This is a genomic window from Xanthomonas sp. CFBP 8445, assembly GCF_025666235.1.
GTDB lineage: Bacteria > Pseudomonadota > Gammaproteobacteria > Xanthomonadales > Xanthomonadaceae > Xanthomonas_A > Xanthomonas_A indica.
The window spans coordinates 1,969,519-1,990,921 of record NZ_CP102594.1 but is presented as its reverse complement, the minus strand read 5'-3'; the positions used below and the strand labels follow the sequence as shown (position 1 = coordinate 1,990,921).

The following is a 21,403-nucleotide window of genomic DNA, read 5'->3' as shown; positions in this document are numbered from 1 at the left end:
CGCAAATCCGCCCGCGTACCGGGCAACGGCGGATGACCCTGCGACCTGCAGAATGCGTCCGCGTCAGCCGATTGGCACCCCGCTCGCCTCGGCGAAGCCCGCGCCCGGCACCCATCTCCTGCGTCCCAAGCACGGTCCAGGCCCGGCGCCGCTGTACACCGTATCCTATTGCGCCCTCGATCCCGGTAGCCGCATGGCCCTCACCGCCACTCTCCGCAAGGCGGAGCTGCAGATTTCCGACATGGACCGCGGCTACTACGCCGCCCATTCCCTGACCCTGGCGCAACACCCGTCCGAGACCGACCAGCGGCTGATGGCACGCCTGCTGACCTTCGCCCTGTACGCCGATGAGCGCCTGCTGTTCGGCAAGGGCCTGAGCAGCGACGACGAGCCCGACCTGTGGCGGATGGACTATACCGGCGCCATCGAGCAATGGATCGAGGTCGGCCAGCCCGACGAATCGCGGGTGCGCAAGGCCTGCGGCCGGGCGCGCTCGGTGGTGGTCGCCAACTACGGCGGCCGCGCCGCCGACATCTGGTGGGACAAGAACGCCTCGGCGCTGGGCAAGCTCAAGCAGGTGCAGGTGATCGACCTGCCGGCCGACGCGGTCGCCGCCGCGGCCGAGCTGATCCAGCGCAGCATGCGCTTCGACGTGATGATCCAGGACGGCGAAGTGCAGTGGCTGGGCGACAACGGCAGCGTCGTGTTCGTGCCCACGGTGCGCAAAGCCGCGACATGAGCGCCGGGACCGCCCCCCTCCGCACCGATGTCGTGGTGATCGGCGCCGGCGCCGCCGGGCTGATGTGCGCGATCGCCGCCGGCCAGCGCGGGCGGCGGGTGCGGGTGATCGACCATGCCAACAAGGTCGGCAAGAAGATCCTGATGTCCGGCGGCGGCCGCTGCAATTTCACCAATACCGGCACCGGACCGGGCAACTTCCTGTCGGCCAACCCGCACTTCTGCAAGTCGGCGCTGGCCCGCTACCGCCCCACCGACTTCATCGACCTGGTCGAACGCCACGGCATCGCCTATCACGAGAAGGAGCTGGGGCAGCTGTTCTGCGACATCTCCTCCAAGCAGATCGTGCGCATGCTGGTGGACGAGTGCGCCGCGGCCGCGGTGACGGTGCGCACCAGCTGCAGCGTGCGCGCGGTCGAGCGCGGCAGCGAGGGCTTCCGCCTGGACACCGACGACGGCCCGGTGCATGCGGATTCGCTGGTGGTGGCGACCGGCGGCCTGTCCATTCCCAGCCTCGGCGCCAGCGGCTTCGGCTACGAGCTGGCGCGGCAGTTCGGCCATGCGCTGCTGCCGACCCGTGCCGGGCTGGTGCCGCTGACCCTGAGCGGCAAGCATCAGGAACGCCTGCACGACCTCTCGGGCCTGGCCTTGCCGGTGGAGGCCAGGTGCAACGGCGCAAGCTTCCGGAACTTCATGCTGGTCACCCACCGCGGGGTCAGCGGCCCGGCGATCCTGCAGATCTCCTCCTACTGGCAGCCGGGCGACGACCTGCGGCTGGACCTGCTGCCGGGGCAGGACGCCGCGGCCTGGCTGCGCGAACAGAAACGCCTGCGCGGCGCCGCCGAACTGCGCACGGTGCTGGGCGAGGCGCTGCCGCGCCGCTTCGCGCAGCGGCTATGCGAGGTGTGGCTGCCGGACAAGCCGGTACGCCAACTGGACGAGCCGCAGTTGCGCGCCGCCGCCGAACTGCTCGGCGCCTGGCCATTGGTGGCCAGCGGCACCGAGGGCTACCGCACCGCCGAAGTCACCCTGGGCGGCGTGGACACCGATCAGGTGTCGTCCTCGACCATGGAATCGCGGCGCGTGCCTGGCCTGTACTTCGTCGGCGAAGTGCTCGACGTCACCGGCTGGCTGGGCGGCTACAACTTCCAGTGGGCCTGGGCCTCGGGCCATGCGGCTGGCATGGCGGCGTGACCGCCGCCGGGATTGGGGATTCGGGATTCGGGATTGGCGGTGAAGCGGGGATTGGAGATTCGGGATTGGGGATTCGCCAAGGCCTACTCCCCTCATCTTGGTCGGCCTTGGATAACACGCGCACCTTCAGACATCGCGAACCCGCCTTTGCCAATCCCGAATCCCCAATCCCGGCCCCTCATCCATGGACGCCGCAGCGGCCATCGTGTATTAAACCCCGTCCCCGGGAGGCTTCATGCACACAGGCAAAGACATCACCCTCCGCCTGATGATCGTCGACGACAGCGGCGAAGACGCCGAGGCGATCGTCAGCAGCCTGCGCAACAGCGGCATCGCCGTGCGCCCGTCGCGGCCGCAGCACGCCGAGGAGTTGGGGGCGATGCTGGCCGCCCAGCCGATCGACCTGGTGCTCAGCGCGCAGGCCCAGTCGATCCCCTTGCCGCAGGTGCTGCAAAGGGTCGCGGCCAGCGGCAAGGACATCCCGGTCATCGTGCTGGCCGAACGCATCGACGAGGAAGAATGGCTGGAGGCCGTGGCCGGCGGCGCGCGCGCGATCGCGCTGCGGCAGCGCCCCGAGCACCTGCTGGCGGTGGTCCGTACCACCTGGGCCGATCTGCAGGCGCGGCGCGGGCTGCGCCGGATCGAGGCGCAGATGCGCGAGACCGAGCGCCGCTGCGACGCGCTGATCGCCTCCTCGCGCGACCCGATCGCCTACATCCACGAAGGCATGCACATCCGCGCCAACGACGCCTATTTGGAGATGTTCGGGTTCGACACGTTCGACGACGTCGAAGGCGTGTCGCTGCTGGACATGGTCGCCCCGCAACACGTGGAAGGCTTCAAGCAATTGCTGAAGTCGCTCAGCAAGGGCGAGCCGCCGCCGGCACAGTACCAGGTCGATGCACGCACCCTGGAAGGCGACAGTTTTCCGGCGACGATGGAATTCGCCACCGCCAGCTACGAGGGCGAGGCCTGCGTGCAGGTGGTGTTCCGCCGCCGCGAGGAGTTCGACCCGGAACTGGCGCGCGAGGTCGAGGACCTGCGCCAGCGCGACCAGGTCACTGGCCTGCTCAACCGCCCGACCTTCATGCTGGCGCTGGAAACGGCGGTGGCCCAGGTCGGCCGTGGCGAAGGCCAGTACGGCTTCCTGCTGGTCGAGCCGGATCATTACGCGCGGCTGCTGGCCGACATCGGCCTGGACTCGGCCGACGCGCTGGTCGCGGCGCTGGCCCAGCACCTGGCCGCGGCCATCGACGGCGACGTGCAGGCGGCGCGCTTCGGCGAGCACAACTTCGCGCTGTTGCTGGAAGGCGACTACGCGCGCACCGCGGCGCTGGCCGAGCGCCTGCTGCAGGCCTACGCCAGCCACGTGTTCAGCGTCGGCGAGCGCTCGGCCACGGTCACCGTCAGCATCGGCGGCGTGCAGATCGGCGAGAAGATCGCCAGCGTCGGCCAGGTCCTGGCCCGCGCCAGCGAGAACGTGCAGGCCACCGTCGAACTCGGCGGCAATGCCTGCAAGATCTTCGATCCCGGCGCGGCCGACCGGCTCGAGGAAGAGCGCGTGCAGCGCTGGGTGCAGCACCTGCGCGAGGCCCTGGCCGGCGATGGCTTCCTGCTGCACTACCAGCCGGTGCTGAACCTGCAGGGCGACCAGCACGAGTTGTACGAGGCCTACCTGCGCATGGAGCGCAACGACGAGTTGATCGGCCCGTCGACCTTCCTCGGCATCGCCGCCGAGCATGGCCTGACCGCCGAGATCGACCGCTGGGTGGTCGCCCGCGCGATCGCCGTGATCGGCGAACGCCAACGCGCCGGCCACGCCACCAGCCTGCTGGTCAAGGTCAGCCCGGAGGCCTTCGCCGACACGCAGATGGTCGACCTGATCCGGCGCGAGCTGGCCGCGCACGGCGTGCCCGGCGACCGCCTGTGGCTGCAGACGCCGGAAGCCAAGGTCTTCACCCACCTGCGCAATGCGCAGCAGTTCCTGGCCGACGCGACCGCATTGGGCTGCAAGGTCGGGCTGGAGCAGTTCGGCTCCGGCCTGGATTCGTTCCAACTGCTGGCGCACTTCCAGCCCTCGTTCCTGAAGCTGGACCGCGGCTTCACCCAGGACCTGACCCAGACCCGCGAACACCAGGACAAGATCCGCGAGATCACCGCACGCGCGCAGTCGGCGAGCATCCGCACCATCGCCGAGTTCGTCTCCGACGCGACTTCGATGAGCCTGCTGTTCAGTGCCGGCGTCGATTACGTGCAAGGCGAGTTCGTCGGCCTGGCCGGGCCGGGGATGAATTTCGATTTTACCTGAGGGGCCGGGATTCGGGATCGGGGATTGGGATTCGCAAAGCGCCGACCGGCTTCGCCGGTCGGCGTCTCGATCCCACGGTGGATCAGCTCACAGTTGCGTTGACCTGCGCGGCGCGCAGGGTGGCGATGCGCTCGGCCAACGGCGGGTGGCTCATGAACAACTTGCGCAGGCCCTGCCCCAGGCCGCCGGCGATGCCGAACGCCTGCACCTGCGACGGCAGCGTGCTCTGGCCGTGGTTGAGCTCCAGCCGCTGCAGCGCGGCGATCATCTTGCCGCGGCCGGCCAGGCTGGCGCCGCCGGCGTCGGCGCGGAACTCACGGTAGCGCGAGAACCACATCGCGATCATGGTCGCGAACAGGCCGAACACCAGTTCCAGCACCATCACGATCGCGTAGTAGGCCAGGCCGCGGCGGCCGTCGCGGTTGCCCGACAGATAGCTGTCGACCACGCCGCCGACCACCCGCGCCAGCACGATCACGAAGGTGTTGAGCACGCCCTGCAGCAACGCCATGGTCACCATGTCGCCGTTGGCGATATGGCTGATCTCGTGGCCCAGCACCGCCTCGGCCTCGTCCTCGGTCATGTTCTGCAGCAGACCGGTGGAGACCGCGACCAGGGCGTTGTTGCGGTTGGCGCCGGTGGCGAAGGCGTTGATCTCCGGGCCGTCGTACACGGCGACCTCGGGCATGCCGATGCCGGCGGCCTGCGCCTGGCGCTGCACGGTCTGCAGCAACCAGCGCTCGGTGTGGTTGCGCGGCTCGGTGATGACCTGCGCGCCGGTGGCGCGCTTGGCCATGAACTTGGACAGCAGCAGCGAGACCAGCGAGCCGCCGAAGCCGAAGATCGCGGCCATCACCAGCAGGCCGCCCATCTGGTTCGGGTTGACCCCGAACACGGACATGACAATGCCGGCCAGTACCAGCACCGCCAGGTTGGTGATGAGGAACAGGACGATGCGATTGAACATGTGAGCGTGGGCTCCGCACTGATTAAATGGAAGGATTGGCGCGAATCTGCGGGGTCGGCCGCTTGAATTCAAGCGCGTACCTGACCGAGGATTCAGCTTGTCCATGTCACCGCCCCCCTACCGCGGCCGCTTTGCGCCCTCGCCCACCGGCCCGCTGCACCTGGGTTCGCTGCTCGCCGCCTTCGGTAGCTGGCTGCTGGCCCGCCACGCCGGCGGCCAATGGCTGCTGCGCATCGAGGACGTGGACCGCCCGCGCAGCGTGCCCGGCGCCGCCGAGCGGCAACTGGCCAGCCTGCGCGCCTGCGGCCTGGAGGCCGACGGACCGGTGCTGCGGCAGAGCGAACGCGACCCGGTGTACCGCGACGCGGCGCAGCGGCTGCTGCAGGCCGGCCTCGCCTTCCCCTGCAGTTGCAGCCGCAGCGACCTGGCGGCGCAAGGCGGCGTGCACCATGCCTGCGTGGCGATGCAGGCGCGGGCGCATCCGGCACTGCGCCTGCGCGTGTCGCCGGGTGCGGCCAGCGTGGTCGCCTTCGACGACGCCCTGCGCGGCCGGCTGACCCAGGACGTCCATGCCGAGGTCGGCGATGTGGTGCTGCTGCGCGCCGACGGCTGCTGGGCCTACCAACTGGCGGTGGTGGTCGACGATGCCGCGCAAGGCATCACCGACGTGGTGCGCGGCGCCGACCTGCTCGATTCCACGCCAAGACAGATCCTGCTGCAGCGTGCGCTGGGCCTGCCGACGCCGCGCTACCTGCACCTGCCGCTGCTGCTCGGCGCCGACGGCCGCAAGCTGTCGAAGTCGCACGCGGCGCTGCCGCTGGACGATGCCGACCCGCTGCCGGCGCTGCGCCTGGCCTGGGCGACGCTGGGCCAACCGCCGGCGGCGTTGGCGGGCGCCGGTTCGGTGCCGGCGCTGTTGGCCGCGGCGCTGCGCGCCTTCGACCCGGCGCGGCTGTCCGTGCAGGACCGAGGGGTGGACGATGCGGCGCAGGTGGCGGCCGCTATCCCCAGCGACACCGAGGCTGACTAGAATCGGACCCTCGGCCGCGGTGCGGCCCCCACTTTCTTCATCCGGAGCGACATCCATGACATCACGCGTTGCGCTGGTCACCGGCGGCACCGGCGGCATCGGAACCGCGATCTGCGAGCGGCTGGCCGCGCAGGGCCACCGTGTGGCCAGCAACTACCGCGACCAGGCCAAGGCGCTGGCCTGGCAGCAACGCATGCGCGAGCGCGGCCATGACGTGGCCATCGTTCCCGGCGACGTCGCCTCGCCCGAGCATGCGCAGGCCCTGGTCCGCGAGGTCGAACGCCAGCTCGGCCCGGTCGAGATCCTGGTCAACAACGCCGGCATCACCCGCGACACCACGTTCCACAAGATGACCGCCGAGCAATGGCACGAGGTGATCAACACCAACCTCAACTCGGTGTTCAATGTCACCCGCCCGGTGATCGAAGGCATGCGCCAGCAGCGCTGGGGCCGGGTCATCCAGATCAGTTCGATCAACGGCCTCAAGGGCCAGTACGGCCAGGCCAACTATGCCGCGGCCAAAGCCGGCATGCACGGCTTCACGATTTCGCTGGCGCGCGAGAACGCCAGCTACGGCATCACCGTCAACACGGTCTCGCCGGGCTACGTCGCCACCGACATGGTGATGGCGGTGCCGGAGGAAGTCCGCGCCAAGATCGCCGCCGACATTCCCACCGGGCGCCTCGGCAAGCCGGAGGAAATCGCCTACGCGGTGGCGTTCCTGGTCGCCGAGGAAGCGGCCTGGATCACCGGCTCGAACCTGGATATCAACGGCGGCCACCATATGGGGTGGTGAGCGGCTGAATTGCTCAGTCGGCGGCCTTATCGCGCGAGGTAACGCTACCCGCAGGCGGCCGCTGACGGCGGCGGGCGCCTTCGCGGCGCCGCGAATGCTGCGCAGCATGATTTTTATGCTGCACCCGCGTGTTCAGGCAGGAACGGCGGTTGCAAGCCCTGCTGCGCTGCGCCATGCTGCGCGTCTACCGTCACAGAGCGACCGCTTCATGGCTGAGATTCGCATCATCAAGAAGTATCCCAATCGCCGCCTCTACGACACCGAGATCTCCAGTTACATCACCATCGAAGACGTCCGCCAGCTGATCATCGACGGCGAGGAATTCGAAGTCCGCGACGCCAAGACCGGCGAAGACCTCAGCCGCGCGGTGCTGCTGCAGATCATCGCCGACCAGGAACAGGACGGCGAACCGATGCTGTCCACGCAGTTGCTGAGCCAGATCATCCGCTTCTACGGCGACTCGCTGCAGGGCTTCATGGGCAACTACCTGGAGCGCAGCATGCAGGTGTTCCTCGACCAGCAGCAGCAGTTCCGCCAGCAGATGGGCAATCTGCTGGGGCAGACCCCGTGGACCATGATGAACCAGCTCACCGAGCGGAATCTGGAGCTGTGGCAGGAGTTCCAGCGCAACCTCGGCGCCGGCTTCGGCCGCCCGACCGCCGGCACCAGCAAGCCCGGCGAACCGCCGGCCGGCGCCGCTCCGAAGTCGCGTCCGCGCTGAGGTCTGCGCGCGGGTGAGGTTCGGCGGAGCGCTTCGCGCCCTACCCTCACCCCAACCCCTCTCCCGGTGGGAGAGGGGCTTGGCTCTTCCCTTCTCCCACTGGGAGAAGGTGCCCTGCAGGGGCGGATGAGGGTCGGGCGAAGCCTGCGGATTCGGTTGGGCGAGGCGCTTCGCGCCCTACCCTCACCCCAACCCCTCTCCCGGTGGGAGAGGGGCTTCGCTCTTCCCTTCTCCCACTGGGAGAAGGTGCCCCGCAGGGGCGGATGAGGGTCGAGCGAAGCCTAGCGGATTCGATTCGGCGGGGCGCTTCGCGCCCTACCCTCACCTCAACCCATCTCCCGGTGGGAGAGGGGCTTGGCTCTTCCCTTCTCCCACCGGGAGAAGGTGCCCCGCAGGGGCGGATGAGGGTACGGCCGCACGCTGATAGGCGTGGGACGCGCGTTTGACTCAGCGCGACCTCGCCGGCTTGCAGCTCGCGCAGATCCGCTCGACCTTGTACCCGCGCGCGCGCAGGCCGTCGACCACGCCGTCCGGCCCCAGCAGGTGCAGCGCACCGACCACCACCAGGGTGTCGCCGCCGTCGTCCTTCAGGCGCTGCTCCAGGCGCGGCAGCCAGGCCTGGTTGCGCTCCACGTCGATGCGTTGGTACAGCCGCGGGTAGTCGCGCTTCATCTGCGCGCCGATCTCCTGCCACAGCTGGCGTTCGTCGCCGCGGCGCCAGGCGTCGTGCAGGCGCAGGGTCTGCGCCGCGCCCTGCTCGGCGTCGCCCAGCGCCTCGATCAGCATCTGCTTCTGCTCCACCGGGTCCATGCCGTCGAGCAGGTCGATCTGCGCCTGTGCGGTCTCCAGGCCCTCGGCGGTCTTGCCGTCCTGCAGGGCCAGGGTCATGAAGTGGCGGTCCAGCCCGGCATCGGCCTGCAGGCCCTGCGCCTTCATGTCCGCGATGCTGATGCTGAGGCCGACGAACCACGGCTCGAAGCCGCTCATCTGCGCCAGCGGCAGACCGTGGCCGGCGGCGTAGCGGCGCAGCCGCTCCCACGTCGCCGGGTCCAGGTCGTCCTGCAGCCGCTTGCCGTCGTGGCGCTGAGCGGCCTGCAGCATCTGCGCGCCCAGTTGCGGCGCGTCCACGTCCTTCGGCGCCAGTTCGAACAGCAACCGCGGCGACGCCGCATAGGCCGCATCGACCTCGCGCGCCAGCGGATAGTCCTCCGCCTTGAGCATGTGGAACGAGCCGAGCAGGTACAGCGTGCCGCGCGGGCCGCTGACCTTCCACAACAACGGCGTGGGCGCCGCCACGGCGGGCGCAGCGGCGGCGGGTGCGACAGGCGTCGCGGCCACCGGCGGAGGCGTGCGGGCCAGTGCCGGCAGGGCCAGGCACAACGACAGCCCCAGCAGCAGGCGGCGCAACGGGCGCGGGAATGGGGTCATCGGCATCCTCGGTTCAATGGGCGGCGGCGTAGGCCTTCTCGCCGGCGTCCACCGCCAGGTCGAGGCGGTTCTCCGGCGGCGGCAGCGGACAGGTGGCGAACGGGGTGAACGCGCATGGCGGGTCGTAGGCGCGGTTGAAATCCAACACCACGCTGCCGTCGGCTGCGGGTGCGTCCACGTCCAGGAAGCGCCCGGCCGGGTAGCTGCCGTGGCCGCTGGTGCGGTCGGCGAACACCACGAACAGCGGCTGGCCGGGTTCGCCGATCGCCTGCAGGCGGTAGCGCTTGCCGCCGCGCTCGAACTCCAGCGCGCCGGGATTGGGCGACGGCGTGGTGACGCCGATGATGTCGACGATGGGCAGGGTAGTGCCCGGCGGATTGGGTACGAAGCGCCCATGCACCCGCCAGGATTCGGCCAGCGGCCAGTACGGCACGCCAGTGAAACTGAGCCGGGTCGGCGCATCGGCGTGCTTGACCCGCAGCGCGTAGCGGCCGCCGCGCTCGATCAGGCTGAGTTTGCCCTTGCCGTCGTCGAAGTCGACCACCGTCGGCTGCGGGTCGTGGTCGCTGTACAGACGGATCCGCCCCTGCACCGGCGCACCGGCGACGCTGAGGCCGGCGCCGCGTTCGGGGGTCAGATACACCTCGCGTTGCGCCTGCGACACCAGCGCCATTCGCGCCGGCCCCACCGCCAGGCGGATACCGCTGTCCGGGCCGCTGCCGATGTAGTGGTCTTTCAATTCCAGCCAGTGCAGGCCGACCAGGCTGGTCCAGCCATCCGGCGCCTGCAGTTCGCGCTGGCGCTGCGCGCGCCAGGCCTGTTCTTCAGACACAAACTGCGCGTCCAATGCGTTCGGCGCGGCCGCTGCCGGCACCTGCTTGCCGCAGCCACCCAAGGCGACAAGCGCTATCAACAGCGCCGTCGTCCATACCCGCTTGTCCATCATCGCCCCCGCAAGAACCAACGATCGATCTCGCCCAGGGTGAACCGCGCCCAGGTCGGACGCCCATGATTGCATTGTCCGGAGCGCTCGGTGGCTTCCATGTCGCGCAGCAAGGCGTTCATTTCCGGCACGGTGAGGCGGCGGTTGGCGCGTACCGCGCCGTGGCAGGCCATGGTCGACAGCAGCGCGTCGCGCGCACCGGCGACGCGGCTGCTGTGGCCATGTTCGCGCAGGTCGGTGAGCACGTCGCGCAGCAAGGCCTCGGGCTCGGCCTGCGCCAGCAACGCCGGAATGCTGCGCACGTGCAGCGATTGCGGCCCGCTGCGGGTGACCTCGAAGCCGAGCGCGGCCAGCGTCTCCGCCTCGCGTTCGGCGGTATCGGCATCGCGTTCGCCGACCGCCAGGGTGATCGGCACCAGCAGCGGCTGCGCGTGCAGGCCGATGCCATCGTGTGCGGTCTTCAAGCGCTCGTAACCGATGCGTTCGTGCGCGGCATGCATGTCGATTACGATCAGGCCGTCGGCGTTCTCGGCCAGGATGTAGATGCCGTGCAACTGCGCGATGGCGTAGCCGAGCGGCGGCACGCCGCTGTCGGCGGCGGTCGGCGGCAGGCCGCCGGCCGGATCCTGGGTCTGCCGCGGCAGGCCGGCGGCGCTTCCCGCGTCCGCGGCGGGCGTGTACAGCGCCGCATACGCGGCCGGCGCCTCTTCCACGCGCAAGCCCAGCGGCGATTGCGCCGGACGCCACTGCGCGCCGTAGCCATCGCCCTGCCCGCTACCACTCTCGCTATTGCGGCCGCCGGGCATGCCTGCGGGCGCCCAGCCAGCGGCGCCCGCGGCCGGGACGGCTGCCGCCGCGTCAGCGCCGAGCGTGCCGGGCAGGCTGCCGGCGCGGGTCTGCGCCAGCGCATCCTGCAGCGTGCGGTAGACGAAATCGTGGATCAGCCGTGCGTCGCGGAAGCGCACCTCGTGCTTGGCCGGATGCACGTTGACGTCGACCCGCGCGGGTTCCAGCTCCAGGAACAGCACATAGGCCGGCTGGCGGCCATGGAACAGCACGTCGCCGTAGGCCATCTTCACCGCGTGGGCGACGCTGCGATCGCGCACCGAACGGCCGTTGACGTAGAGGTACTGCTGGTCGGCACTGGCACGCGAATAATGCGGCTGCGCGATCCAGCCATGCAGGCGCAGGCCGGCGCCACTGTGATCCACCCGCAGCGCCTGCTTTGCGAAGTCCTCGCCCAGGGTCTCGCCCAGGCGCGCATCCGAATACAGATCGCCGGGCTTGTAGCGCCGCGACGGCTTGCCGTTGTGCGAGACGCGCAGCTCCACGTCCGGCCGCGCCAGCGCCAGCGAACGCAGCCACTCCTCGATGTGGCCCAGTTCGGTGCGCTCGGCGCGCAGGAACTTGCGCCGCGCCGGCACGTTGTAGAACAGCTCGCGCACCTCGACCAGCGTGCCCTGCGGCAACGCGCGCGGCTGCACCTCGCCGACCTTGCCGCCGTCGACCTGCAGGGCGGCGCCGTGTTCGTCGCCGGCACGCCGCGAGGCCAGGGTGAAGCGGCTGACCGAGGCGATCGACGGCAGCGCCTCGCCGCGAAACCCGAGCGTGCCCACCGATTCCAGGTCGTCCAGCGAGGCGATCTTGCTGGTCGCATGCCGCGACACCGCCAGCGGCAGTTCCTCGGGCGCAATGCCGCCGCCGTCGTCGCGGATGCGGATCAGGCGCACGCCGCCCTCTTCCAGGTCGATGTCGACGCGGTGCGCGCCCGCGTCCAGCGCGTTCTCCACCAGCTCCTTGACCACCGAGGCCGGACGCTCGACGACTTCGCCGGCGGCGATCTGATTGATCAGGATCTCGGGCAGCTGACGGATGCTCATGCTGTCGTCGCGCTCAGCACGCGATGGCGCGCAGCGGTCTTGGCGACGGGACGAAAACGACAGCAGGGAAAGGACATCGGCACGGCTTGCGGCGCGGACGCCGTCATCGAGGATCAGCCGTGAATGATAGCGCCTCAGCGGCTCCCGCCGGCCACGGTGCTGGCCGCTTCCGCCTCGGCCTGCGCGCGCGCGGCGAACAGCGTGCCCGGCGGCGGCTGCCGGGTGAAGAAGGTGCTGACGCCATCGAGCACGGCGCCGGCGATGCGGCGCTGGTAGGCCGGATCGGTCAGCCGGCGTTCTTCGTCCGGGTTGGAGATGAAGGCGGTCTCGACCAGCATCGCCGGCATGTCCGAGGTGCGCAGCACCGCGAAGTTGGCGCGCTCGATCTCGGGCTTGTGGTTGTTGCCGATCCGCTTCAGCCCGCCGAGCACATGCCCGGCCGCGTCTTCGGAGGCCTTCATGTGGCCGCTCTGGGCCAGGTCCAGCAACACGTTGGCCAGGGTGCTGTCGGTCTTCTGCAGGCGCACGCCACCGATCAGGTCGGCGGCGTTTTCCTTGTCCGCCAGCCAGCGCGCGCGTTGCGACGACGCGCCCTTGGTCGACAGCACGTACACCGAGGAACCGGTCGCGCTGCGGTTCTCGGCGGCGTCGGCGTGGATCGAGATGAAGATGTCGGCCTTTGCCGCTCGCGCCTTCTGCGCACGCATCGGCAAGGGAATGAACACGTCCGTGGTGCGGGTCATGTAGGCCTTCATGCCCGGCGTGGCATTGATCTGGCGCGCGAGTTCGCGGCCGATCGCCAGGGTCACGTCCTTCTCGTGCTTGCCGGTCGGGCCGCTGGCGCCCGGATCCTGGCCGCCGTGGCCGGGATCGATGGCCACGATCAGCGGACGCATGCCCGGCGCCATCTTCACCCGCGACGCCGCGCTCGGCATCACCGGGCGCGCCTCGGCGGCCGCGGCCACCGCTGCGTCGTCGTCCGCATCGTCCCGCTCGGAGGGCTCGTTCGCCGGTGGCGCGACTGCCGTGGGGGCCGGCGGCGGCACGACGCCGGGCGTGGGACGGCCGGGCACCACCGCGACAGCGCTCGGCGCGGACGCCACCACCGTCGGCGCGGGCGTGCTCGTCACGGGCGGCGGCACCGGGGCCGGCGCGGGCTGGCTGGCACGCTGTACCACCGACGAGGTCAGCGCCGCGGTCGCGCGCGCCGCTTCGGCCCGCGCATCCACCGCCGGCTTGGGCGCCGGGACGGGAGCGGCTTGAGGCACCGGGGTCGCGGCTGCCGGCGCCTCGCCAGCCACCGCCCTGCCCGCTGGCGCCTCGCCCGGCCACTCGATCACCAGCACCGAACTGCCGCCGACGGTCTGCATCTGCGGCTTGAACGCCACTACCGAACTGCTCAGATCGAACACGATGCGCAAGGTACCCGGCACCGGATGCCCGGTACGCACCGCGCTCACCACACCGCCGCCGGCCGGCAGCTTCAGGCCCTTGGCGGCGGAGGAATCGGGAAGATCCACAACCAGACGGTTGGGATTGGCCAGCGACAGCGTGCTGAAGCCACCACTGCCCTGCAGGCGGATCTCGGCGCGGGTGCCGGTGGCACCGTTATCGAGCGAGACCGACTGCACCTGCCCGGCGAACGCCGTCTGTGCCGCCAGGCACCAGCCTGCGGCAGCGGCGAAACTGGCGAAAAAACGGGTCCCCGGGCGCATAACGCGATTCAAACATCGCCGGGAGCCAAAGGCAAGCGGTTTTCCCTTAATAATCCATAACCTGCCTTCACTTTCTAGCGTCAGCCGGCAAAAAGTCCCTGCAAGTCGGCCTGTTCGGCCACCCGTGCCAGCCAGGCGGCACCCGCGTCGGTACGCGCCTGCAGGGCCACGCTGCGCCCCTCGCCACGCACCGCCAGCCGCACGTCCAGATCGGCAGGGGCCAGCACGTCGCCGCCGCGCTCGGGCCACTCCACCAGCCACAGCGTGGCCCCGCCCTCGTCCAGCCCCAGGAAATCCAGTTCGCCGGCCGCGCCGATGCGATACAGATCCAGGTGCCAGGCCTCGCCATCGGCCAGCGGGTAGCGCTCGACCAGGGTGTAGGTGGGGCTGCGGATCGCGCCCTGTACGCCGAGCGCGCGCAGCAGCGCCCGCGCCAGGGTCGATTTGCCGGCGCCCAGATCCCCGTGCAGATGCACCGAGGCCTGCGCCGGGCGGGTGGCGGCCAACGCGCGGCCGAGGCGTTCGGTGGCCTCGCTGTCGGGCAGGAACAAGGTGACACTCATGGGGCGGATTCCGGATTGGACAGGCGCCGCAGCGCCGGCAACAGATCGGTGGGCAGCAGCCCGCGCTGGCCCGCAGCGGCCGCGTGGTCGCCGGCACCGGCATGCAGCAGGGCGCCGACGCTGGCCGCCTCGAACGCCGGCAGGCCTTGTGCGCGCAGCGCGGCGATCACCCCGGTCAACAGATCGCCCATGCCGCCGACCGCCATGCCGGGATTGCCGGCGGCGATCACCCGCGGCGTTTGCCCAGGCGCGGCGACCAGGCTGCCGGCCCCCTTCAGCACCACCGCGGCCTGGTAGCGCTCGGCCAATGCCGCGGCGGCCGCAAAGCGATCGCGCTGCACCTCGGCGGTCGCGAGGCCGAGCAGGCGCCCGGCCTCGCCCGGATGTGGGGTCAGCACCGCCTGCGGGACGGGGCGCGGCGCCTGCGCGAGCAGGTTCAATGCATCGGCGTCCAGCACCAGCGCACGGGCTTCGTCGGCCAGCACCGCTTGCCATAGCGCCTGTGCCCAGGCGTCCTGGCCGAGCCCGGGACCGAGCGCGACGACGCTGGCCTTGCGCAGCAACGGCGCCAAGGCCTTCGCATCGTCGACCGCATGCGCCATCGCCTCCGGACAGCGCGCCAGCAGCGGCGCCACGTGCGGGCTGCGGGTCGCCACGCTGACCAGGCCGGCGCCGCTGCGTAGGGCCGACTCGGCGCTGAGCATCACCGCACCACCGCTGCCGAGATTGCCGCCGACGCACAGCACATGGCCGGAATCGCCCTTGTGGCTGTCCTGCCGACGCGGCGCCAGACGGCTGCGCAGGGCGCCGACGGTCCAGGCCTGCGCACGCGGCGCGCAATCGGCGAACGCGGCGGCAGGCACCTCCAGCGTCGCCAGCGCGCGCTCGCCGACATGGTTCAGGGCCGGACCGGTATGCAAGCCGGCGTGGGCGACGATGAACTGCAACGTCAGCGTCGCCGACAACACCGCGCCGGGCACGCTGCCGGTCTCGGCATCCACGCCGCTGGGCACATCCAGCGCCAGCACCGGCGCGCCGAGTCCGCCGAGCGCACCGAGCAACGCCGACAATTCAGCATCGGGGGCGCGATTGAGTCCGATACCGAGCAGCGCATCCACCACCACGTCGGCCGGCGCCAATGCCGCGTCGAACTCCTCGATACGCCCGCCGACACCGATGTAGTCGGTGCAGGCGCGCTGCGCCAGCGGCGATTGCGGCCCGCGCCCCGGCAACTGCAGCACCCGCACCTGGCGCCCGGCGCGATGCGCCAGCCGCGCCAGCACGTAGCCATCGCCACCGTTGTTGCCGCTGCCGCAGGCCACCAGGATGCGCTGCGCCTGCGGCCAGCGCTGCAACAGCGTCTGCCACGCGGCCTGGCCGGCGCGCTGCATCAGCGTGTAGCCGTCGCCGCCGAGCAGCGCAGTGGCCTGCGCATCGATGCGGCGCGCGGCCGCGGTGGCGTAGAGATCGAAGCAGTCGTACATGCACGGGATTCTATACTTGCGCGATGTCCGCCCGTCTCGACATCGCCGATCCCCACGCCGCCGCCGCGCGCATCCGCGCGCTGGCGCGGACGTTCGGCTTCCAGCGCTGCGGCATCGCCGGGATCGAGCTGCAGCAGGACGAGGCGCATCTGCGCGACTGGCTGCAACAGGGCCTGTACGGCACGATGCACTGGATGGCCCAGCACGGCGATAAGCGTTCGCGCCCGGCGGAGCTGATTCCGGGCACGCTGCGGGTGATCTCGGTGGGCCTGGACTATGGCCGCAACGACGACGACGCGGCCTGGGACACGCTGCGCGACGGCGAGCGCGCCTACGTCGCGCGCTATGCGCTGGGCCGCGACTACCACAAGCTGATGCGCAACCGCCTGCAGAAGCTGGCCGAGCGCATCCAGGACGAGATCGGCCCGTTCGGCCACCGCGTGTTCGTCGATTCGGCGCCGGTGCTCGAACGCGCCCTGGCGCGCGACGCCGGCCTGGGCTGGATCGGCAAGCACACCTGCCTGATCGACCGCAACGGCGGCTCGTGGTTCTTCCTCGGCGAGATCTACGTCGATCTGCCGCTGCCGATCGACCCGCCGGCCAGCGCGCACTGCGGCACCTGCACGCGCTGCATCGACGTCTGCCCGACCCAGGCGATTGTCGCGCCGTACCGGCTGGATGCGCGCCGCTGCATCGCCTACCTGACCATCGAGCACGACGGCGCGATTCCGGAAGACCTGCGCCCGGCGATCGGCAACCGCATCTTCGGCTGCGACGATTGCCAGTTGATCTGCCCCTGGAACAAGTTCGCCAAGCGCAGCGACGAGCCCGACTTCCGCGCGCGCAACGAGCTGGACAAGGCCACGCTGGCGCAGCTGTTCGCCTGGGAGGAAGACGAGTTCCTGCGCCGTACCGAAGGCAGCGCGATCCGCCGCAGCGGCCATGAGCGCTGGCTGCGCAATCTGGCGGTGGCGCTGGGCAATGCGCCGACCACCCCGCAGGTGCTGGCCGCGCTCGGTGCGCGCGCGCAGCATCCCTCGCCGCTGGTGCGCGAGCACGTGCAATGGGCACTGGCGCAACATGCGCAGGCGCCGACCCGTGGGGCGCCAGCGCCGGCATCACCGGCGCCGAAAGCGGACGTGCGAGGATAGGCGCCCGTACGCCCTGCACTGCCCGCATGCCCGACCGCGCCGACCAGATCCTCAGCCCCAGCCAGCTCAACACGCTGGCCCGCGACCTGCTGGAGAGCACGTTCCCGCTGGCCTGGGTGGAGGGCGAACTGGGCAACGTCACCCGGCCCTCGTCCGGCCATCTGTACTTCACCTTGAAGGACGCGCGCGCGCAGGTGCGCTGCGCGATGTTCAAGCCCAAGAGCCAGTGGCTGCGGTTCGTGCCGCGCGAAGGCCTGCGCGTGCTGGCGCGCGGGCGCCTGACCTTGTACGAAGCGCGTGGCGACTACCAGCTGGTGCTGGACCATCTGGAGGAAGCCGGCGAAGGCGCGCTGCGCCGCGCGTTCGAGGAACTCAAGGCGCGGCTCGCCGCCGAAGGCCTGTTCGCCAGCGAACGCAAGCGCGCCCTGCCCGGCTTCGTGCGCCGCCTGGCGGTCATCACCTCGCCCAGCGGCGCCGCCGTGCGCGACGTGCTGAGCGTGCTGGGCCGGCGCATGCCGCTGCTGCAGGTGGACGTCCTGCCGAGCCTGGTCCAGGGCGACAGCGCCGCGGCGCAGATCGCCGCCCTGCTGCGTCAGGCCGATGCCAGCGGCCGCTACGACGCGATCCTGCTGACCCGCGGCGGCGGCTCGCTGGAGGATCTGTGGGCGTTCAACGACGAACATCTGGCACGCACCATCGCCGCGGCGATCACCCCGGTGGTGTCGGCGGTCGGCCACGAAACCGACGTGACCCTGGCGGATTTCGCCGCCGACCTGCGTGCGCCGACGCCATCGGTGGCCGCCGAATTGCTGGTGCCCGACCAGCGCGATCTCGGCGCGCGCCTGCGTGCCCAGCACGCCGCGCTGCTGCGCTGGCAGCAGCACCGGCTGCGACAAGCGCAGCAACGCGCCGACCGCGCCCTGCTGCGCCTGCAGGCGCAGAGTCCGCAAGCGCGCCTGCACCTGCTGCAACGCCGCCAGCACGACATCGGACGCCGGCTGGCGACGGTGTGGCGGCAGCAGCAGGAACGCCGCCACGCCCAGTTGCGCCATGCCGCCGCAGTGCTGCGCGCCTCGCAGCCGCAGCGTCGGCTGGCGATGCTGCGTGTGCGCCTGCTGGCGCTGGGCCGGCGCCCGCAAGCGGCGATGGCGCGGCAGCTGCAGGCCGATGCGCAGCGCCTGCGCGCATTGGCGCGCGCCCTGGAGACGGTCAGCCCGTTGGCCACCGTGGCGCGCGGCTACAGCATCCTGACCCGCGCCGACGACGGCAGCGTGGTGCGCTCGGCGGCCCAGGTCGCGCCCGGCGATCGCCTGCGCGCACGCCTGGCCGACGGCGAACTGCAACTGCGTGCCGAGCGCGCAGAGTGATCCCTCCACGTCCACCGTCCTCGCCCCCATGACCGACAGCCTCCACGAAGACAGGATCAAGGCGATCCTGCAGGGCATGCGCCGCGCCGAACGGCGCCGGGCCGAGCGCCGCGCCGACAGCAGCGATCTGCTGTCGCTGATCGACGGCGCCGCCTACGGCGCCCCGGAGGACGCACAGCGCGCGCTCGCCTGGCTGGCGCACGACGGCACCCTGGCGTACTTGAGCAATACCGACCTGCACAATGTCGGCGAAACCATCTGCGTGGCCTGGAACGGCTGCGGCAGCGACCTGGCGACGCTGTCGCAGTGGCTGCGGGAGGTGCGCCTCGCCGATGGTCGCAGCGCGCTGCAGACCCTGCGCGACGGCGACAGCGCCGAACTGCTGGCCGCGGCACTGGCGGCGTTTCCCGGCTGACAACCGGTGGCCGCACCGCGCGGCGCAGGCGATGCCGCGTAGGCGCTGCGTTGGCATGCGCAATGCGCTACCAGATAGCCGCCAACGCGCGTCGCTCCAGCCCCCGGCGATCGCCGGCGGAAGCGACCGATCGTCAATCTCTCGCCCGAACTGCCAGGCCCTGCGGGATCGCCCAGCGACCATGTGCTCGTCAGCACCTGCGGCCCATGCGGTACCGGGCGCACGCCAGGCACCACGCGGCGGCGCTGCACTCAATCCAGCGGCGCGACCACCAGCAGCGGGCCGAGGTCGTAGCCCATCGCCACCGCCTTGGCCTTGATCGCCTCGAACACGCTGCGCTGCATGCGCGGCGAGCGCGAGAGCACCCACAGGTATTTGCGTCCCGGTTCGCCGATCAGCGCCCATTGGTAGTCCGGATCCAGCGCGATCACCCAGTAATCGGCCCATACCAACGGCACCCAGCCCAGCCAGTCCGGCGCGAAGCGCACCTGCAGCCGCCCGGGATGGCCCTCCACCCGCCGCGCCACGCCCTCGGCCGCCAGCAGGTCGCCGCTGGCAGTGCGGCAGGCGTTGCGCACGCCGATCTGGCCGTCGTCGCGCAGCACATAGGCCGCGGTGACGTCGCCGACGCATTTCTTCTGGAAGGAGACCGGCAGGTGCGCGATCTCATGCCACTGCCCGGCATAGCGGCCCAGATCGAACTCGGCGACCGAGGTCACCGGCTGCGCGGCGCGCAGCGGCGATGCGAGACACAGCAGGCACGCCAGCAACAGTGGCGCGATCGGCGAAAGACGCATGCGCAGGTTCCGATGGACGGGAAGCAGCAGCTTATGCAGGAGCTGCGCAGCGATGTAAAGCGCGGCGCCGAACGCCGGCGGCGATGGCGTGGCCGGTCAGTTGCGCAGGTCGGCCATGGAGCGCTGGTCTGGCTGGCCGGCGCATTGCACCGGCTCGCGCAGCACGACGCGCTCGACCACGCCGTCGCGTCGCTGCAGGTAGGTGTTGACCATCACGCACTCGGAGCCGACGTGTTCAATGTAAGGCGCCTCGGCGCCGGAACCGCCTTGTTCGCCCGCATGCTCTCCCTGGTCGGGGGCCGCCATCGCGGCGCCAGCCATGGCCCACAGCAGCGCCATGCCGCCGCATTTCCGTCCGAATCCGCTGGTCATTGGCCGGTGCCCCCGATTGCCCATGCCTATGATTACGACAGGCAACGCCTTCGATTGAGCGGAATATCTCGAAAAACCGTGACACGGACGCATTTGTCTACAATCTTGGACACACGTTCTTCACGCGCAACCGGTCGGGGCGGCCGTCAAACCCTGGGCACGCATGCGGAAGTCTGCATAGCGCGAGAGGTCGGCACGACCCAGGGCACATGCGTGCGAACCCGACACGCCGAGCCGCCACGCGCGTGGTTCAAAAACTGGTGCAAGTCGGAAAAAAGAAAGGCCCTACCTCGCTGTAGAGCCTTGATGAAGATGGTGGCCGAGGACGGAATCGAACCGCCGACACGGGGATTTTCAATCCCCTGCTCTACCAACTGAGCTACTCGGCCACTGCGCAACGCGGCAGGACCGGTGCGAGGACGCGCATCATAGCGAGGCGATCGGGATTGGGCAAGCGCAATGTTGCAGAATTTTCCTACCGACCGCCGCGGCCTGCACCGACGGCGCCCGACCCGCTGCAACGCAATGCTGGATGCGTCCGCGGCATCCGGCCGGCGTACGGCAGGGACGCCTCGATGATGGCCGCCGGCCGGATCGCCGTGGACACCGCCCGGGCACCGACCTGTCACGTCGAAAGATGGACCGCGCAAGCATCAGGGTGCGAACGAACCGGCGCGCTCGCAGGCTGCTGGGAATCGGACGATCGGCAGACGGCACCGCCACTGCGGCGAACGTCACGCCGGTGGCGGGCGCGCGGCATGACCCGAAGCATGGACAGCGGCTTCCCCCATTGCGCCACGACGCCGCCACCCGCCGGGATCGCTGGCCAGCGCGCCGCCTGCGGCTATTGCGTGCGGCAAACGCCTGCCCAACAGCCCCATCAGCCCCGGCGCGGCAGCCGCCCGTGCGAATGCCATGTCCTCGGCCTGCCACGGCGGACAAGGGGGTGGTGTAGTCTTCGCCGGTCTTCCTTCCTTGGATTCCGCTCATGCGTCACCCGCTCCGCCTCGGCTTGCTCGTGTTGTGCACTGCGCTGCTCGCCGCCTGCGGCGACGGGATGGTGCGGCGCGTGTCCGACCCGGCCGCCAGCGTGCAACAGCTGACGGTCAACATGGACGGCAGCTGGAAGGTGGAACTGCGCCTGCAGAACTACAGCAGCATCCCGATGCGCTACGACACCCTGCGCCTGGATCTGGGCGTCGGCGGCGAAGCCGCCGGCAGCCTGCAGGCCGCTCCCGCGATCTCGATCGGGCCGGAGACGGCGGATGTGGTGAGCGTCGCGCTGCGGCCCAGCTCGAGCGCGCGCATGGCCGTGGCCGACGCGCTGGCCGGCCGCCGCAGCCTGGAGTACACCCTCAAGGGCAGCATCGCCGCGACGCCGGAAGACAAGAAGCAGCGCAGCTTCGACATCGACACCCGCAACATGCTCTCGCCCGCGCCGGGCCTGGACGGCGTGCTGCGCTGACGCTGCGGTGGCGCTGAGGCGCCACCTCACTCCGGACGTCTTGAGCGCGCCGCCCCGGCGTCCGAGCGC

Annotated in this window: 19 protein-coding genes and 1 tRNA gene; 10 read left to right on the top strand and 10 right to left on the bottom strand. The window is 70.6% G+C overall.

The features are described from left to right. The first annotated feature begins 193 nt into the window (after window positions 1–193). The 3 genes from NUG21_RS08400 (at window position 194) to NUG21_RS08390 (ending at window position 4,240) form a co-directional block, all read left to right on the top strand. Window positions 194–739, top strand: a complete 546-nt coding sequence (locus NUG21_RS08400; RefSeq protein WP_019796343.1) for a YaeQ family protein — start codon at window positions 194–196, stop codon at window positions 737–739. Beyond that, window positions 736–1,932 (top strand): BaiN/RdsA family NAD(P)/FAD-dependent oxidoreductase, encoded by a 1,197-nt coding sequence (locus tag NUG21_RS08395; protein WP_263392796.1) that lies wholly within the window; start codon window positions 736–738, stop codon window positions 1,930–1,932. Before NUG21_RS08400 ends, NUG21_RS08395 begins: the two co-directional genes overlap by 4 nt. A gap of 235 nt (window positions 1,933–2,167) precedes the next feature. Next, window positions 2,168–4,240: a GGDEF/EAL domain-containing response regulator gene (locus tag NUG21_RS08390; protein WP_263392795.1), complete on the top strand. Its 2,073-nt coding sequence runs from the start codon at window positions 2,168–2,170 to the stop codon at window positions 4,238–4,240. Between the two features lie 82 nt (window positions 4,241–4,322). On the opposite strand, the gene htpX is transcribed toward NUG21_RS08390, so the two are convergent. After that, window positions 4,323–5,207 (bottom strand): protease HtpX, encoded by an 885-nt coding sequence (htpX, locus tag NUG21_RS08385; RefSeq protein ID WP_242084591.1) that lies wholly within the window; start codon window positions 5,205–5,207, stop codon window positions 4,323–4,325. A 103-nt stretch (window positions 5,208–5,310) separates the two neighbouring features. Between htpX and gluQRS the strand changes: the two genes are divergently transcribed. From gluQRS to phaR, 3 genes are all read left to right on the top strand, one after another. Next, window positions 5,311–6,237, top strand: a complete 927-nt coding sequence (gene gluQRS / locus NUG21_RS08380) for a tRNA glutamyl-Q(34) synthetase GluQRS (protein ID WP_263392794.1) — start codon at window positions 5,311–5,313, stop codon at window positions 6,235–6,237. A 55-nt stretch (window positions 6,238–6,292) separates the two neighbouring features. Beyond that, the gene (locus NUG21_RS08375) at window positions 6,293–7,033 is read left to right on the top strand and encodes a beta-ketoacyl-ACP reductase (RefSeq protein ID WP_160945973.1); all 741 of its coding nucleotides are present in this window, start codon (window positions 6,293–6,295) and stop codon (window positions 7,031–7,033) included. 208 nt (window positions 7,034–7,241) lie between these two features. Then, window positions 7,242–7,754, top strand: a complete 513-nt coding sequence (gene phaR / locus NUG21_RS08370; RefSeq protein WP_019797456.1) for a polyhydroxyalkanoate synthesis repressor PhaR — start codon at window positions 7,242–7,244, stop codon at window positions 7,752–7,754. Window positions 7,755–8,201: 447 nt separating this feature from the next. Here phaR and NUG21_RS08365 read toward each other — a convergent pair whose 3' ends face one another. The 6 genes from NUG21_RS08365 to NUG21_RS08340 all read right to left on the bottom strand — a co-directional run bounded on the left by NUG21_RS08365 (window position 8,202) and on the right by NUG21_RS08340 (window position 15,767). Continuing rightward, complete coding sequence (locus NUG21_RS08365) at window positions 8,202–9,182, bottom strand: TraB/GumN family protein (RefSeq protein ID WP_263392793.1); 981 nt, start codon at window positions 9,180–9,182, stop codon at window positions 8,202–8,204. A gap of 13 nt (window positions 9,183–9,195) precedes the next feature. Continuing rightward, entirely contained in the window at window positions 9,196–10,125 is a 930-nt protein-coding gene (locus tag NUG21_RS08360; RefSeq protein WP_263392792.1) for a DUF1684 domain-containing protein, read from the bottom strand. Beyond that, window positions 10,125–12,005, bottom strand: coding sequence for a DNA mismatch repair endonuclease MutL (mutL, locus tag NUG21_RS08355; RefSeq protein ID WP_263392791.1), 1,881 nt, complete (start codon window positions 12,003–12,005; stop codon window positions 10,125–10,127). The genes NUG21_RS08360 and mutL overlap by 1 nt, the downstream gene beginning before the upstream one ends. 134 nt (window positions 12,006–12,139) lie before the next feature. Then, on the bottom strand, window positions 12,140–13,720 hold the full coding sequence (locus NUG21_RS08350) for an N-acetylmuramoyl-L-alanine amidase (protein WP_263392790.1): 1,581 nt from the start codon (window positions 13,718–13,720) through the stop codon (window positions 12,140–12,142). A gap of 80 nt (window positions 13,721–13,800) precedes the next feature. Next, the gene (gene tsaE, locus NUG21_RS08345) at window positions 13,801–14,283 is read right to left on the bottom strand and encodes a tRNA (adenosine(37)-N6)-threonylcarbamoyltransferase complex ATPase subunit type 1 TsaE (RefSeq protein WP_263392789.1); all 483 of its coding nucleotides are present in this window, start codon (window positions 14,281–14,283) and stop codon (window positions 13,801–13,803) included. Further along, window positions 14,280–15,767 (bottom strand): NAD(P)H-hydrate dehydratase, encoded by a 1,488-nt coding sequence (locus NUG21_RS08340; RefSeq protein WP_263392788.1) that lies wholly within the window; start codon window positions 15,765–15,767, stop codon window positions 14,280–14,282. Before NUG21_RS08340 ends, tsaE begins: the two co-directional genes overlap by 4 nt. A gap of 23 nt (window positions 15,768–15,790) precedes the next feature. Here NUG21_RS08340 and queG point away from each other — a divergent pair, with 23 nt between their 5' ends. Genes queG through NUG21_RS08325 form a run of 3 tightly spaced genes read left to right on the top strand, consistent with a single transcriptional unit; the run spans window position 15,791 to window position 18,700 of the window. Next, a complete protein-coding gene (gene queG / locus NUG21_RS08335; protein WP_263392787.1) occupies window positions 15,791–16,918 on the top strand; it encodes a tRNA epoxyqueuosine(34) reductase QueG in 1,128 nt (375 codons plus the stop codon). 26 nt (window positions 16,919–16,944) lie between these two features. Further along, a complete protein-coding gene (gene xseA, locus NUG21_RS08330; protein WP_263392786.1) occupies window positions 16,945–18,285 on the top strand; it encodes an exodeoxyribonuclease VII large subunit in 1,341 nt (446 codons plus the stop codon). 28 nt (window positions 18,286–18,313) lie between these two features. Next, complete coding sequence (locus tag NUG21_RS08325) at window positions 18,314–18,700, top strand: hypothetical protein (RefSeq protein WP_242084543.1); 387 nt, start codon at window positions 18,314–18,316, stop codon at window positions 18,698–18,700. Between the two features lie 251 nt (window positions 18,701–18,951). Here the strand turns inward: NUG21_RS08325 and NUG21_RS08320 are convergent, their stop codons facing one another. The 3 genes from NUG21_RS08320 to NUG21_RS08310 form a co-directional block, all read right to left on the bottom strand. Next, window positions 18,952–19,497 (bottom strand): lipocalin family protein, encoded by a 546-nt coding sequence (locus NUG21_RS08320; protein ID WP_263392785.1) that lies wholly within the window; start codon window positions 19,495–19,497, stop codon window positions 18,952–18,954. A 96-nt stretch (window positions 19,498–19,593) separates the two neighbouring features. Beyond that, the gene (locus tag NUG21_RS08315; protein WP_160945963.1) at window positions 19,594–19,836 is read right to left on the bottom strand and encodes a hypothetical protein; all 243 of its coding nucleotides are present in this window, start codon (window positions 19,834–19,836) and stop codon (window positions 19,594–19,596) included. A 346-nt stretch (window positions 19,837–20,182) separates the two neighbouring features. Continuing rightward, a tRNA-Phe gene (locus NUG21_RS08310) sits at window positions 20,183–20,258 on the bottom strand. A gap of 599 nt (window positions 20,259–20,857) precedes the next feature. Here NUG21_RS08310 and NUG21_RS08305 point away from each other — a divergent pair. Continuing rightward, window positions 20,858–21,334, top strand: a complete 477-nt coding sequence (locus tag NUG21_RS08305) for an LEA/WHy family protein (protein ID WP_160945962.1) — start codon at window positions 20,858–20,860, stop codon at window positions 21,332–21,334. Window positions 21,335–21,403 lie beyond the last annotated feature (69 nt).